This window comes from Streptomyces sp. BL1, assembly GCF_057628045.1.
On record NZ_JBXYWZ010000002.1, the window covers coordinates 7,733,626 to 7,747,951 of the forward strand.

The 14,326-nt window shown below is 70.7% G+C and carries 15 protein-coding genes; 4 read left to right on the top strand and 11 right to left on the bottom strand.

Annotated features, from left to right (window positions below):
* Positions 1–10 precede the first annotated feature (10 nt).
* Entirely contained in the window at positions 11–601 is a 591-nt protein-coding gene (locus AC3AGO_RS34040) for a DUF6461 domain-containing protein (RefSeq protein WP_487824152.1), read from the bottom strand.
* A gap of 925 nt (positions 602–1,526) precedes the next feature.
* On the opposite strand from AC3AGO_RS34040, the gene AC3AGO_RS34045 reads away from it, so the two are divergent.
* On the top strand, positions 1,527–2,870 hold the full coding sequence (locus AC3AGO_RS34045; RefSeq protein ID WP_487824153.1) for an aspartate aminotransferase family protein: 1,344 nt from the start codon (positions 1,527–1,529) through the stop codon (positions 2,868–2,870).
* A gap of 79 nt (positions 2,871–2,949) precedes the next feature.
* Here the strand turns inward: AC3AGO_RS34045 and AC3AGO_RS34050 are convergent, their stop codons facing one another.
* Both AC3AGO_RS34050 and AC3AGO_RS34055 read right to left on the bottom strand, forming a co-directional pair.
* A complete protein-coding gene (locus AC3AGO_RS34050; protein WP_487824154.1) occupies positions 2,950–3,498 on the bottom strand; it encodes a hypothetical protein in 549 nt (182 codons plus the stop codon).
* 214 nt (positions 3,499–3,712) lie between these two features.
* Positions 3,713–4,552, bottom strand: coding sequence for a TauD/TfdA dioxygenase family protein (locus AC3AGO_RS34055; protein WP_487824155.1), 840 nt, complete (start codon positions 4,550–4,552; stop codon positions 3,713–3,715).
* A 96-nt stretch (positions 4,553–4,648) separates the two neighbouring features.
* Between AC3AGO_RS34055 and AC3AGO_RS34060 the strand changes: the two genes are divergently transcribed.
* Positions 4,649–5,605, top strand: a complete 957-nt coding sequence (locus AC3AGO_RS34060) for a LysR family transcriptional regulator (RefSeq protein ID WP_487824156.1) — start codon at positions 4,649–4,651, stop codon at positions 5,603–5,605.
* Between the two features lie 189 nt (positions 5,606–5,794).
* Here the strand turns inward: AC3AGO_RS34060 and AC3AGO_RS34065 are convergent, their stop codons facing one another.
* Both AC3AGO_RS34065 and AC3AGO_RS34070 read right to left on the bottom strand, forming a co-directional pair.
* Positions 5,795–6,418: an NADPH-dependent F420 reductase gene (locus AC3AGO_RS34065; RefSeq protein ID WP_487824157.1), complete on the bottom strand. Its 624-nt coding sequence runs from the start codon at positions 6,416–6,418 to the stop codon at positions 5,795–5,797.
* Positions 6,419–6,451: 33 nt separating this feature from the next.
* Entirely contained in the window at positions 6,452–7,186 is a 735-nt protein-coding gene (locus tag AC3AGO_RS34070) for an SDR family NAD(P)-dependent oxidoreductase (RefSeq protein WP_487824158.1), read from the bottom strand.
* 142 nt (positions 7,187–7,328) lie between these two features.
* Here AC3AGO_RS34070 and AC3AGO_RS34075 point away from each other — a divergent pair, with 142 nt between their 5' ends.
* Positions 7,329–7,940: a TetR/AcrR family transcriptional regulator gene (locus AC3AGO_RS34075; protein WP_487824159.1), complete on the top strand. Its 612-nt coding sequence runs from the start codon at positions 7,329–7,331 to the stop codon at positions 7,938–7,940.
* A gap of 151 nt (positions 7,941–8,091) precedes the next feature.
* The gene (locus tag AC3AGO_RS34080; RefSeq protein WP_487824160.1) at positions 8,092–8,520 is read left to right on the top strand and encodes a VOC family protein; all 429 of its coding nucleotides are present in this window, start codon (positions 8,092–8,094) and stop codon (positions 8,518–8,520) included.
* Between the two features lie 58 nt (positions 8,521–8,578).
* Here the strand turns inward: AC3AGO_RS34080 and AC3AGO_RS34085 are convergent, their stop codons facing one another.
* From AC3AGO_RS34085 to AC3AGO_RS34110, 6 genes are all read right to left on the bottom strand, one after another.
* Entirely contained in the window at positions 8,579–9,127 is a 549-nt protein-coding gene (locus AC3AGO_RS34085) for a YciI family protein (protein ID WP_487824161.1), read from the bottom strand.
* A gap of 161 nt (positions 9,128–9,288) precedes the next feature.
* Positions 9,289–10,623, bottom strand: a complete 1,335-nt coding sequence (locus tag AC3AGO_RS34090) for a sialidase family protein (RefSeq protein WP_487824162.1) — start codon at positions 10,621–10,623, stop codon at positions 9,289–9,291.
* A complete protein-coding gene (locus AC3AGO_RS34095; RefSeq protein WP_487824163.1) occupies positions 10,620–11,420 on the bottom strand; it encodes an HpcH/HpaI aldolase family protein in 801 nt (266 codons plus the stop codon). Before AC3AGO_RS34095 ends, AC3AGO_RS34090 begins: the two co-directional genes overlap by 4 nt.
* A 73-nt stretch (positions 11,421–11,493) precedes the next feature.
* On the bottom strand, positions 11,494–12,474 hold the full coding sequence (locus tag AC3AGO_RS34100; RefSeq protein WP_487824164.1) for an aldo/keto reductase: 981 nt from the start codon (positions 12,472–12,474) through the stop codon (positions 11,494–11,496).
* Positions 12,471–13,412: an ABC transporter ATP-binding protein gene (locus tag AC3AGO_RS34105; RefSeq protein ID WP_487824165.1), complete on the bottom strand. Its 942-nt coding sequence runs from the start codon at positions 13,410–13,412 to the stop codon at positions 12,471–12,473. Before AC3AGO_RS34105 ends, AC3AGO_RS34100 begins: the two co-directional genes overlap by 4 nt.
* Positions 13,409–14,326 carry an ABC transporter ATP-binding protein gene (locus AC3AGO_RS34110; RefSeq protein ID WP_487824166.1) on the bottom strand — a complete coding sequence of 306 codons (918 nt, stop codon included), beginning with the start codon at positions 14,324–14,326 and terminating at the stop codon, positions 13,409–13,411. The genes AC3AGO_RS34105 and AC3AGO_RS34110 overlap by 4 nt, the downstream gene beginning before the upstream one ends.

The following is a 14,326-nucleotide window of genomic DNA, read 5'->3' on the forward strand; positions in this document are numbered from 1 at the left end:
GTACCTCGGGTCAGAAGGCGGTGCGGGAGACGCCGCCGGTCCAGGGACCGTCGAAGTCGGCCGCGGTGAGGGTGATACCGGTCAGGACGCGCACGGCGAGGACGAGACAGCCGTCGGGCTCGTCGGTGTCGGCCTCGCCGCTGGGTTCGCAGTCGTCGGAGGCGTCGAAGCCGACCGCGGTGAGGGAGCGGACGACGGGGTGGGCGGTGTCCACGCTGCCGGAGGGGCCGTCGAAATAGCCGCCGGACAGTTCGAGGCGGCCGAGAATGGCGCCGTCGTGGGCGATGGTGGCCGTCTTCGTGTCGGGGTCGCGGTAGGCGCTGATGGCGGTGCGGCCGTCGGCGGTGAAGGTACGCAGCACATCGTCGTCGAAGCCGATCCAGCTCTCGGACTCGATGGTGAGGGTCCAGCCGCCGGGCATGTCACGGCCGAGGACGAACGCGCCATTGCCCTGCTGCTCTTCGAGGAACTGTGCGGCCTGGCCCATGCCCTCGGGGCAGGGCACGGGGCTGTCGACGCCCATGAGGCGGAGGGTTTCGGTGAGCGGGTGAGGGGCGAGGGCTACGCACCAGCCTTCGCCGAACATCTCGTCCAAGTCCACGGTGTGGAGCCTTCCTGCTCGGGTTCGACGGTCATTGTGCCCGGATGGTGCGGGGCGTGCGGACCTGTTCAGCGCACCTCCCGCGGCAGGGAGCCGCGCCACCGGACGCCGCGCACACGATCGGCTGGAGCCACGAGCCGTGCACACCACCGGAACGGTTGCTGCGGGCCCGACTGCCGGTCGTGGCAGGCCGGTTCGCCGGATCTGCTCGGCGCACGCCGGGCCTGCGAGGGGCGGATCCGGCAGGCGCGGGGTGACGCGGCGTACGAAGTGGCCTTCCGTACGAGGGCGCCTTCCGTACGGGGGCGCCTTCCGTACGGGAGCGGCCTTGCGTACGGGAGCCGCCTTCCGTACGAAGCGGCTTTCCGTACGGGGGTGGAGGGCGGCATCGCGTACGCGCCGTGCCCGCACCGGAGTTGAACCCTTCCGTTGCCTCGCCTGCTCGCGGGGTGTGGACGGGGGCCTCCCGGTGGGACGGGCACGGGCCCGCCGGGTGAGCTGACTCGCCCGGGACCGGGAGACCCCCTGTGGTGCGGTCCCCCTCCCCGCCGGTGCCGTGACTGCCTGCCTGCGTGCACTGCGGGATGAGGAGCGCACTCGGCAGGCGCCGACGTGCACCGTTGACCGCTACCGGACCGCTGACTACCCCCGTCGCCGTCGCACACACATGCTGTTCACACTTCAAGCACGCCAGGGTCATATTTCCGGGCGTCTCAATTCCGCGTCCACTGCGCCCGGTTCGTGCGGTTGTTCCCTCCTGGGGGACGTGTGCGCCCTCAACACGCGGCAGGTTCCGGCCAGTTCGCATCCGGCGCATCGTTCGGGTGCGGCGTGATCCACACGCTCGGCGGTCAGTCGCGCGATCCTCATCAGAGCCTCTGGCGCGTTATGGACGTGCTGGTGAAGCGCGTTTTACGGTGCGGGCATGGCTGAACCGAGCACCGCCGCGTCGCCCACCGCCGAGTCGTCCACAAAAGGCTTCTGGGCCGACGCCGGACGGCATCTCGTACGGTACGGCGGTGAGTTCAGCCCCGAGATCGTCGGCAGTGCCGCGGGGAGCTTTCTGTACGCCGAGGACGGCCGGAAGATCCTCGACTTCACGTCGGGGCAGATGAGCGCCATCCTCGGCCACTCGCATCCGGAGATCGTCGAGACCGTACAGCGGCAAGTCGCGTCCCTCGACCACCTCTTCAGCGGGATGCTCAGCCGCCCGGTCGTCGACCTCGCCCGGCGGCTGGCCGGTACGCTGCCCGCGCCGCTGGAGAAGACGCTGCTGCTGACGACCGGCGCCGAGTCGAACGAGGCCGCCATCCGGATGGCCAAGCTCGTCACCGGCAAGCACGAGATCGTCTCGTTCGCGCGCTCCTGGCACGGCATGACGCAGGCCGCCGCGTCCGCCACGTACAGCGCCGGGCGCAAGGGCTACGGGCCGGCCGCGCCCGGCAACTTCGCCATCCCCGCGCCGAACACGTACCGGCCGGACTTCACCACGCCCGACGGCGAGCTGGACTGGCAGCGCCAACTCGACTTCTCCTTCGACCTGATCGACGCGCAGTCGACCGGCAGCCTGGCCGCGTGCATCGTCGAACCCATCCTCAGCTCGGGCGGCATCATCGAGCCGCCGCCCGGTTACTTCGCGGCCCTCCACCGGAAGTGCCGGGAACGCGGCATGCTGCTGATCCTCGACGAGGCCCAGACCGGCCTGTGCCGTACGGGCACTTGGTACGCGTTCGAGCGCGACGGCATCGTCCCCGACATCCTCACGCTGTCCAAGACGCTCGGCGCCGGACTGCCCCTGGCAGCTGTCGTCACCAGCGCCGAGATCGAGCAGGAGGCGCACGAGCGCGGGTTCCTGTTCTTCACCACGCACGTCTCCGACCCGCTGGTCGCCGCGGTCGGCAACACCGTCCTCGACGTGCTGACCCGCGACAAGCTCGATCAACGCGCGCAGTCGCTCGGCGAGTTCCTCCGCCGCGGGCTGACGGACATCGCCGACCGCCACGAGGTCGTCGGCGACATCCGCGGCCGCGGCCTGCTCGCCGGCCTCGAATTCGCCGGCGACCACGAGTCGGAGCAGGGCTCGGACGAACTGGGCGCACAGGTCACCCGCCGCTGCCTCGACCTCGGCCTCCACATGAACATCGTCCAGATCCCTGCCATGGGCGGAGTCCTCCGCATGGCCCCACCCCTCACCGCCACGGAAGAAGAACTCACCCTCGGCCTCACCATCCTCGACAAGGCGATAGCCGACGCGACAGCAACGCTCTGAGCCGCGTGCCTTCGAGCCCGGCGACCCTGAGCGGGGCCCGGCCCACCCCTCCTGTGCCGGGCCCCTGCACGGGTGTGGGTCAGTCGCGGTGGTCGACGAACCACCTGCTGCACTTCTTGCCCGTACTGCCCTTCGGGTTGACGCACGAGCGCACCGCGTAGCTGTCCGTGGCAGAGGTGGACAGCCACACCGAGCCGGTCTCCAGGGTGGTCTGCCCCCGCTCGGTGACCTTCGCGTAGCAGGACTTCTTGATGCCCTTCTTCTTCACGGCCGAGTGGCTGGGGCGCCCCGGCTTGTCCCCGTCCGGCCTGGTGAAGGTCTTCTTGCTGCGCTCGACGGAGATCTTGTCGCCCTTCTTCAGACGGCTGCCGGCGGTGTACGCCTCGTCGTCCTGGATCGATTCCGTATAGAGCTTGCCGACACGACCTTTGACGCGGACGGTGTCGGAGCGGCTCCACACATTCGGCCATGGTGACGCGTCGCAGTGGGGCTTCCGCTCGACGGAAGTCGTGTGCCTGCCTGCGTCGGACTGGACGTCCCCGCCACTGGCCTCCGCGGCGGTGGTCAGGCCGCCGGCGGCGATGATGGCGGTGCACGCGGCAGCTGCCACCTTCTGAGCTGTGCGCATGGATTTCTCCCCGTTCTGTGTGCCGCACGTCAAGGGGCGGCACGTTTCCCCCGGCGGGGCTGTGCCGCCCCGCGTACGGGGAGATTGGCATGGGCGTGGCGTCATGCAACGGCCTTTCAGGCGTGCCCGAAACACCTTGACAGCTGATCAGCGACCCATCCGCCCGGCCGAGTTGCACCCCTGCCAGCCATGGCCGCGCGCCTTCGAACCGGCCTCAGTCGGCCGCCGGCGTGCGGCTGTCGGTTGTTACTGCGACGCGGTGCATCACCCGGCGGTGGGGGAGGTAGTCGGCTACCGCGTAGTGCTGGGTTCCGCGGTTGTCCCAGAGGGCGACCGTGCCTGCTTCCCACTTGAGGCGGACGTGGAAGTCGGGCCGGTTGATGAGGTCGAACAGGTAGGTCAGGATCCTGGCGCTCTCGGGCGCCGACAGACCGATCAGGAATCGCGTGAAGGACTCGCTCACGTTGACGTACGGGCGGCCCGTCACGGGATGGTGCGCGATCACGGGATGCACGGCCGTTCCGGCCTGCGCGAACGCTTCGCTGATCCCTTCGTCGCCGCCTTGCCTGTAGGCGCCGGTCCGGAACGCTCCCATGTCGTGGACGGCTTCGAGCTGTTCGAGGTCGCGCCGCAGCCCCGGGTCCAGAGCGTCGTGCACGGCGAACATGCTCGCCCAGAGCGTGTCGCCGCCGACCGGAGGGACTTCGACCGCCTTGAGGATCGAGGCGAACGGCGGTTGGCGCCGGTACGTCATGTCGGAGTGCCACTCGGCGGCGTCCGGCTTGTCATCGCCTCCCCACGTCAGGACGACGATGTCCTCGAAGTCCGGGTGGGTCGTATAGGAGTGGTGGCGGGCGCCGAGGGTGCCCAGCGCGTCTCCGAGCCGCACCATGCGCTTCGCATCGAGGTTGGCATTCGGGAAGATGAGAACGGAGTGCTCCATCAGGGCGGAGTGCACCATGTCGGCGACCTCTTCGGAGAGGTCGCCGTTTTCGGTCGGCAGCGTGGCCGTCGCGCCGAGCGCGGGCGTGAGTCGAGTGCAGGAGAGATTCATGGTTGGAGGCTAGGAGCCCCCGGGGCGGCCCCGACAGACCTCGGATGGCTAGCCTGGCCCAACCGGAGGTTGGGGTGAACGTCAGAGGAGGACACTGTGCGCTTGCTGGTCCGCGATGTCCGACAACTGCAGCGACTCGTGGTCTTCGAAGCGGTGGGCCGCCTTGGCAGCTTTGCAGCCGCAGCGGCCGAACTCGGCATGACACAGCCCGCGGTCTCCAAGCAGATGAAGGCGCTGGAAGGCTCGTTGAAGACCGCGCTCTTCGACCGCGGGACCAACCGGTCACACATGACACGCGACGGTTCGTCCCTGCACCAGTCCGTCACCGAGGCGTTCGACCTCCTGGAGGCCCGGCTGTCCCGACTGCGGGGCCGGGCCGACCAGTTGCGCGTCGCGGTACAGCCCTCGGTCGCCGAGAGCTGGTTCGTACCGCGCCTGGGGGAGATGCGGGCCGCGGTCGCCCCGACCGACGTACAACTCACCATCTTCGACTCCGACCACGAGCTCGCCGACATCGATCACGACGTGAGCGTGCGCTTCGGCAACGGCCCGTCACCGGGGCTGTGTTCGGACCAGCTGGTCACCGAGGCGGTGGTCCCCGTCGCCTCCCCCGAGCTCGCCGGCAGGCTGGGCCTCACACCGCAGTCGCCGGCCGACGCGCTGCTCACCGCGCCCCTGCTGCACGTCGACCAGACCGGCCGGAGCTGGCAGGACTGGACCTCGTGGTTCGCCGGGAACGGCCTGACGTACGCCCCTCCCGCCGACACGGTCGTATACCCGGCCTACGGGAGCGCCGTCCCGCTCGCCATCAGCGGCAACGGCGTCCTGCTGAGCTGGCGCACACTCATGGGCGACCATCTGCGGCGCGGACTGCTGCGCGAAGTGGGCCCCGTGGTCACGGAAACCGGCCGGGGCTACTTCCTGCAGTGGCCGCCTGTGCTCACCCGCGACGCCGGATTCCAGCGCTTCCGAACATGGGTCGGGCAAACGGTCTCCAGCCGGGGAGAGGGAGACGACCGGCGTGAGGGCCTGTCCCTGCGGAGCGGAAACTGACGATGCTGTTCTGATCGCCCGCGCGGGCTCGGTACGCGGCTGGAGGTGACCATCCCGGCGGGGGCAGGCGACCAGGCGCCGCTGCGGGTAAGCGCGTTGCTGCTCGGCCGACGGCGAGGAGGTCGTCGGCCGAGCAGCGCGGCGGAATTCGCGGCAGGGATCGGCCGCCCGCCTCCGCGAGGATGAGGCTCAGGCGGGGAGTTCGGTGATGCTGAGGGAGAAGTCCAGGTTCCCCACACCGTTGTTGGCGAGGCCCACCGTGAACAGGCCCGCTCCTTCCAGCCAGTGCGCCATTTTCAGGCCGCCGACGTCCAGCGGGCGCAGCCCGAGGCTCTCGACGAAGGCCTCCACACTCGCCTTGGCCTGCGCGTCGTCGCCGGCGATGAAGACGTCGGGACGGCCCTTCTCCAGGACATGACTGAAGACGGTGTTGAACGCCTTCACCACGCCGACGCCGGCCGGGGCGACCTTGGCGGCTTCCTGCGCGATCGAGGTCTCCTCGCGGTGAGCCAGCCCGTCGAACGTGGAGTTGAAGGGGTTGCTGATGTCGACGATGACCTTGCCCGTGAGAGCGTCTCCGTACTCGGCGACGACCGGCACGACACCGTCGGCCAGCAGGGCCACGATGACGATGTCCCCGGCCGGGGCGGTGCCCCATTCTCCCGTCGTGGTGTCGCCGCCGAGAGCCTTGGCCAGATCAGCGGCCTTGGACTGATCGCGGCCCATGATCTCGACGGTGTTGCCGCCGGCTATCGCCCGTGCGCCGATGGTGCGGGCCATGTTCCCGGTGCCGATGATGCTGATGTTACTCATGAAGTGTCCCGCCCTGGTTGAGTGTTGTTCGGGTCAGATGGCAGTGGTGCCGCCGTCGGTGACGAGTTCCATGCCGTTGACGTAGCTGGAGTCGTCGGAGGCGAGGAAGAGGGCGGCGGTGGCGATTTCGTCGGGGCGGCCCATGTGGCCGCGGGGGATGAGGGACTCGAACTGGCGCTTGGTGGCCTCGTCGAAGAGTTCTTCCTGCTTGGCGGTGGCGACCTGACCGGGGGTCAGGACGTTGACGCGGATGCGGCGGTCCTTGAGTTCGTTGAGCCAGGTTCGGGCCCAGGCCTGCTGGACGGCCTTGCTGCCGGCGTAGACGCTCCAGCCGGGGAAGGCGCCGAGGGAGGCGTTGGAGCCGGTCATGAGGATGGAGCCGCCGTCGTTGAAGAGCGGGAGGGCCTTCTGGACGGTGAACAGGGTGCCGCGGGCGTTGAGCCCGAACCAGGTGTCGAACTGGGCCTCGGTGATCTCGCCGAGCGGGGCGGGCTCGCCGCCGCCGGCGCTGGCCCACAGCACGTCGAGGCTGCCCTTCTCCCGCTTGACGGTGTCGTACAGACGGTCCAGGTCGTCCAGGTCGGCGGCGTCGCCCTGGACGCCGGTGACGTTGTGGCCGATCTGCTGCACGGCGTCGTCCAGGGCCTCTTGGCGGCGGCCGGTGATGAAGACGTGCGCTCCCTCGGCGGCGAAGAGCTTCGCGCCTGCCAGCGCCATGCCGGTGGTGCCGCCGGTGATGACCGCGACCTTGCCGTCGAGCTTTCCCATGGTCATTCCCTTGGGCCGGTGGTGCCGTGTGTGCCTGGGACGACGGCTTAAGTACACCGCTCTGTGCGCTTAAGCTACGGGGCGGACGGCCGGAGCGCAAGCTATGTACACCGGTCGTTACCCGCCGCGGTACGATGGGGTCATGACGGAGTTGGAGAAGGGCCCCACGGGCCGCCGCCGCGGACGGGGTGCCCGCGAGCGCATCCTCAGTGCGTCCCAGCAGCTGTTCCGCGAGCAGGGCATCAACCGCACGGGCATGGACCAACTCTGCGCGGCGGCCGAGGTGTCCAAGCGCACGGCCTACCAGCACTTCAGCGGCAAGGACGAACTCGTCGCCGAGTACCTGCGCCGGTTCGACCCCTCCGTTCTGTCCGGCGTGTTCGACCGCACCGACCTCACGCCCCGCGAACGGATCCTCGCCGCCTTCGACATCCCCCCGACCACCCCCCTGTGCCCCTACATCGCCGCCAGCGTCGAACTGCACGACCCCCAGCACCCCGCATCCGAGTATGCGCGCGACCACAAGAAAGCCGTCGCCGCGCGGTTCGCCGAAACCGCCCGCGAAGCCGGCGCCGCCGACCCCGAACAGCTCGGCGAGCAGCTCGCGTTGCTCCTCGACGGCGCCGCGGCCCGCACCCGGGTCCTCAATGCCGACGCCTTCCCCACCGCCGCCGCCATCGCCGCCGTCCTCATCGACAACGCCGTCGCCGCCCCAGCCGGCGATGACGGGCGTCGGGAGGAAACGTCGAGCTGACGTGGCACTCCGCGGCCAGGCTGACCCCGCGGCGGCCGGCTCCGCTGCGACGGTTCCTGACTGACCGAGGAACGGCCTGACGTACGTCACTCCCGCCAACTCGGAGAATCATGCCGGGACTTGGGCGACAGCACCCTGCTATGGTGCGCCGATGTCATCGGTCAAGCAGGTCCAAATCACCTTCGACTGCGCGGAACCCGAGCGTCTCGCTCGCTTCTGGTGCGAGGTGCTGGGGTACGTCGTACCGGCGCCGCCGGAAGGGTTCGCCACCTGGGACGATTTCGACCGCTCCCGGGCTCCCGAGGACCAGGGCTCCTCGTTCGCCTGCAGTGACCCCTCGGGTGTGGGCCCGCGTCTGTTCTTCCAGCGCGTCCCCGAGGGCAAGGTCGTCAAGAACCGGGTGCACCTCGACGTGCGGGTCGGCACCGGGCTCGTGGGGGAGGAGCGCCTCGCCGCGCTGGAGGCCGAATGCGCACGCCTGGTCCCGCTCGGCGCGGTACGTCTGGAACTCCTGTATGACGGCCACGATTCGTGCATCGTGATGCAGGACATCGAGGGCAACGAGTTCTGCATCGACTGAGCACCCTGCGAGCGGGAGAGGTGCGAAGCCGTCTCGTGCGCCCTCACCAGTGTTGCCGTCAACGGCGGCCACCCGGTTCCCAGTTGTGGACCTCGATGTCGGCGTAGCGGTTCGGGGTGAGGAGAGTGCGGGCCGTGGTGGGGTCGGGGGCCTTGAGGAGGGCCGCTGTGCCCAGCCAGGTGGCGCCGTCGTCGGACAAGAGGGGGCCGTACGCGATGAGTTCGTGCCGCTGTGGCGGTATGCCGAGGTCTGCGGGCCGGCCCGAGCCGAGGCCGAGTACCAGGTACCGGTTGCCGCCGATCGGGCCGGCGGGAAAGTCCCACATGGTGCGCCCCAGTACGTTGCGCCACCTGCGCAGCAGGACGTCCCGGTACGCGCCCGCCTGGTAGTTGGGCTCGTCGAAGGCGAACGCGCGGACGGCGGCGGGATCCGGGAGGTCGACGATGTGCACGCTGCCGGTGGGGGTTTCGCCGTCGTCGGCGAAGGTGGGGCCTCGGGCGACCAGCTGCGCCGCGTACCGGTCCATGTAGGACCAGTGCTCCTCCTGCAGCTCCCCGCGCAACGTGAGGGAGCCGGGCCGGTCACGGTGATAGCAGAAGAACTCCATGAGGGCAGAGCCTCATCGAGGGAGGGCGGCAGGGCAACGGGAGGGCGCCATTCCGTCGGGTGGTGCTGCCAACGGGGCCATGGAGCGCCGTGACTCAAGTGACGGGCGCCCGGAGTCCCGTTGGGAGGCTCCGGACGCCCGTCCTGCCGGAAGGTTGCCGGTCAGCGCCCTTCGGGTGCGCCCTCATCGGGGAGTTCCCGGTGCAGCCATTCCGGGGTCAGGCGTACGTGTTTGATGGTGCGGCGGTGGTGGGTGTAGGCGATGTGGAGTGCTCCGTCGGGGGTTTGGGTGACGGTGGGGTAGGAGAGTTCGCGGTTGCTGCCGTCGCGCGAGTTGTTGGTCAGACAGTGGCCGTCGCCGGTCTCCAGATCGCGGCGTACGGGCCACGTGTGGCCGCCGTCGGAGGAGAGCGTGAGGGTGAGCGGCGCGCGCGGGGCACCCCAGAAGGCGCCCTCGGCCGGAACGTCTCCCGATGGCGGGTTGGTCTCGCCCGGGGTAACTGCCCTCCCGACGACCGCACTTGGGGCGCTGCCACCCGCCTCGCCGGCCACGGACGCGCCTTCCGCCGAGGTGCCCGCATCCCGTACGCCCTCGTCGTCGATCTCGTCGTACAGGGACAGCCTGCGGGCCGTGGCGTCGGCGGCGCTGCTGTGGTTGTGGACGAGGGCGAGGCGGCCGTCGGACAGGGGGACGTACTGGATCGAGGAGTTGTTGTTCGGTACGTGCAGGGGCTCGGGGCAGGACCAGGTCTCGCCGCCGTCGAGGGAGACGCTCCGGTGTACGACGTCTGCCCGCCTGCTGCGGAAGAGCGCGAGCAGTGAACTGTCCGGCAGGGGGCGGATGTTCATGTGGACCAGGCCGGTGGAGTGCGGTACCGGATGCTCCCGCCAGGTGCCGCCGGCGTCGTCGCTCACCATGACGGAGCTGGTGTCGCGGTCGCCGGACCAGGCCTTGCCGGGGACGGCCGTGCAGCGGAAGACCGGCAGCAGCCACCGTCCGGACGGCAGGACGGTCACCGGCTGGCGTACGAAGACGCCGCCCGCACCCGAGGCCGGGAACAGCGTACGGGCCGGCCCCCACGTCGCGCCGTTGTCGTCGCTCACCCGCAGCCGTACTTCCGCGGTGTCCTGATGGCCGGCGCGTTGCGCGGTGTGCAGCAGCCACAACTCCCCGGCGGACGTGGGGAAGAGGATGGGATTCTGCTCGGACAGGGCGCTGTCGGCGGACAGTTGAACGGGCGCGGTCCAGGTGTCGGAGTCCGGCCGGAGCCGGGCGAACCATACGGAGATGTCCGCGACGCCCTCCTGCGTACCGCCGAACCACACGCAGCCGAGGTCGCCACCCGGCAGAACCGTCAGATTGGCGGCGTGATTCTGGGAGGCGGGCGCGGCCAAATGGGTCTCTGCGCGACCGGGTTCGGCGGGGTCAGGGCGCAGAACGCCATCGGCGCGCGGGACGCCGTCAGCCGTGGTCGGTGCCGGGCCGGCCTGGGTCACCGGTCCTCCTTCGCCGTACGGGCTGCCGCCAGGTGCCGGCCGGCGATCTGTTCCAGGTGGGTGAGGTCGCTGGCGACGGTGGCGAAGGTGAAGCCCTCGGCGAGGCGCTTGGCGGCGATCGTGCCGTCCGGGGTGTGGATGCCCGCGGCGATCCCGGCGGCTGCCGCGGCCTCCCGTACGGAGACGAGCGCCGCCTCGAACTCGTCGGTGACCGACGGGTCCGAGGGGCTCGCGCCGCCGATGCCGAGGCGCAGGTCGGACGGGCCGATGTAGACGCCGTCGAGGCCCGGAGTGGCGCAGATCTCCGCGACGTCGGCGAGTCCGCCACCCGTCTCGATCATCGCCAGGACGACGGTCTGCTCGTGTGCCTGGGCGGGATCGGGGCCGATGCGCAGCCCGGAGCGCATCGGCCCGTACGAGCGGCGTCCCAGCGGCGGGTAGCGTACGGCGGCCACCGCGTCGGCGGCGTCCTGCGCGGTGTCGATCAGCGGGACGATCACGCCGGCCGCTCCCGCGTCGAGGGCCTTGCCGATGGGGGCGGGGTCGTTGGCCTCGACGCGTACGAGGCCGACGGCGCTGCTGCCCTTGGTGTCGATCGCGGTGAGGGAGCCCAACAGGCCCTTGTACTCCATCAGTCCGTGCTGGGCGTCCAGTGCCACGTAGTCGTAGCCGAGGCGGGCGAGGCGTTCGGTGGAGACGGGGGAGTCGAGGACGGACCAGTAGCCGACGAGCTGTTCGCGGGCGCGCAGGGCTGCGGCGAAGGCGGCGGGTGTGCCGGACGGTGCGGCGGTGGGCATGCGGTCTCCTTCTGTGAGGGGGCGGCTTCCACGAGGGGGCGGCCGTTCGAGTCAGGCGGTGGGCAGCGGGCTGTCAGCGGTTGTAGGCGGGCATCGGGCCGCGCAGCTGTGCGCCGATCTCGTCGCAGGCCGCTGTCACTTCGGCCGGCAGCGGGCCGGCCTGCGCAGCGGCGATGTTCGCCTGGAGGTGCGCGGTCTTCGAGCCGCCGAGGAGCAGCGCGTCGGTGGAGTCGCGGTCCAGGAGCCAGCGCAGGGCGAGTTCGGTGAGCGGCACGCCGGCCTTGTCCGCGACGCCGGTCAGCTGCTCGACGGCGGCGAAGAGCCGCTCGTCCCAGTACCGCTTCCGGTACATCTCCGCCACCCGCGAGTCGGCGAACCGGCCGGAGTCCGGGGCCTGTTCGTAACGGTGTCGTCCGGTGAGGAGGCCGCCGCCGAGCGGGTTGTAGACCATGGTGCGCAGGCCGGTGACTGCCGCGTACTCGGTGTACTCCTCCTCGATCCGGCGGGCGAGGAGATTGTGCAGCTGCTGCGCGACGACCGGGCGCGGAGCGCCGCAGGAGTCGGCGGTACGGGTGAGTTCGGCGATCTGCCAGGCCGCGTAGTTGGAGACGCCGAGCGCGCGGATCTTTCCCTCGGCGGCGAACTCCGCGACGGCGGTGAGGGTTTCCTCCAGCGGAGTCGCCCGGTCGGGCTGGTGCAGATAGAACAGGTCGACGTGGTCGGTGCCCAGCCGCTTGAGGCTGCCCTCCAGCGCGGCACGCATGCCGGGCGCCGACAGGGGTGCGTGGGAGCCCTGGTCGGGGTGCGGGATGCCGGCCTTGGTGGCGAGGACGATGCGGTCCCGGCGGGCGGGCAGCAGTTCCCCGAGGAGGCGTTCGCTCTCGCCGCCCGCGTACCCGTTGGCGGTGTCGATGCCGGTGATGCCCGCGTCCAGGGCCGCGTCGACCATGGCGGCGGCGCCCACGCGGTCGACGGTGTCCCCGAAGGTCATGGTGCCGAGCACCAGCCGGGACAGCGGGAGGGGGAGGTTCGGCAGGGTGATGCCGGTGGTCACGAGCGGCTGCCTTTCGATGAGGGGGTGGCGTGGGGAGGCGTGGCCTGCGGTGCGGAAAGGGCGTGCGGGGAGGCGGCGTTGGGTGCGGTGTCCCGTACGGAATCCGGGTCCGGCCCCTCCGATGCGGGCGTGAGAAGCGCCCGCGGTTTCACGCCCCGGATCGCGAGCGGGTCGAGCGCTGCACGGCGCAGCGCCCTGGTGTACGGGTCGGTGGGGGAGGCGAGGACGTCCGCTGTGGGGCCGGTCTCCACGACGCGTCCGGCGCGCAGCACGACCACGTCGGTGCTGATCTCGCGGACGACGCCGAGGTTGTGGGCGATGACGAGGCAGGCGATGCCGGTCTCCGCCTGGAGGTCGCGCAGGAGTTGCAGGACGTGGGCCTGTACGGAGACGTCGAGCGCGGAGGTCGCCTCGTCGCACACGAGCACGTCGGGGCGGGAGGCGAGGGCGCGGGCGATGCCGATGCGCTGCCGCTGGCCGCCGGAGAACTCGGCGGGGCGACGGTGCAGCGCGGAGGCCGGCAATCCCACCCGGTCCAGCAATTCGGCGGCCTCCCGGTCGCGTTCGGCACGTCCGCCGACCGTACCTGCCAGGCGCAGTGGCTCGGCGACGATCTGCTGGGCCGTCAGATGCGGGTCGAGGGAGCCGTACGGGTCCTGGAAGATCATCTGGATGCGGCGGCGCAGGGGCCGCAGCCGCCGCTCGGGCAGCGTCGCGATGTCCGTACCGTCCAGGACGATGCGCCCGGACGCCGGTTTCAGCAGCCGTACCAGGGCGCGGGCCAGGGTGGATTTGCCGCTGCCGGACTCGCCGACGACGGCGAGGGAGCCGCCGCGCGCCAGCTCGAAGCCGACGTTGTCCACGGCGCGGAACGGGCCGCGCGGCGTGGAGTATTCGACGGTCAAGTCCTCGACGGACAGCAGAGGTTGGGAGGTCACAGGGCGGCTCCGGGAGCTGCGGGTGCGGTACGGCCGCCGTCCCCGTCCCGACCGTCCTCGTCCCTGCCGTCCTCGTCCCAGGGCCCGAGCGCCGGCACGGCGGCGAGCAGGTCGCGGGTGTAGGAGGCTTCGGGCCGTACGGTGATCTGCTCGGCGGAGCCGGACTCGACGAAGTGGCCGTCCTTCATCACGTGGATGCGGTCGGAGACGATCCGGGCGACCCCCAGATCGTGAGTGATCATCAAGATGCCGATGCCGGTGCGTTCCTGGAGCTCCAGCAGCAGGTCCAGGACGCTCGCCTGGACGGTGGCGTCGAGCGCGGAGGTCGGCTCGTCCGCGATGAGCAGTTCGGGTTCGCCGGCGAGGGCGAGCGCGATGAGGACACGTTGCAGCATGCCCCCGGAGAACTGGTGCGGGTACGCCTTCCAGCGCGACTCCGGACGGGGGATGCGGACTTGGGCCAGCAGTTCCGTACCGCGCTCTCGCGCCCGGGCCCGGGACAGGCCCGGGTGCCGCAGCCGCAGGGCCTCGCCGAGCTGGCGGCCGATGGTGTGCACCGGGCTGAGCGCCGTCATCGGGTCCTGCGGGATGAGGGACACGGTCCGGCCGCGTACGGCACGGGCCGCGCCGGGGTCGGCGACGATGTCCCGGCCTGCGATGCGTGCGCTGCCGGAGAGTACGGCCAGCCCGTCCGGCAGCAGCCTCAACACCCCCATGGCGGTGGTGGACTTGCCGGATCCCGACTCGCCGATCAGCGTGACCGTCTCGCCGCGGTGGACGGTGAAGCCGACGCCGTCCACGGCGCGGACGACGCCGCGTGCGGTGACGAGTTCGATCTGGAGGTTCTCGACGTCCAGGAGGGGAACGTCTCCCGGGGCGGGGCCCGTTGTGCCGGGCTGGGTTTCCGTGCTCAT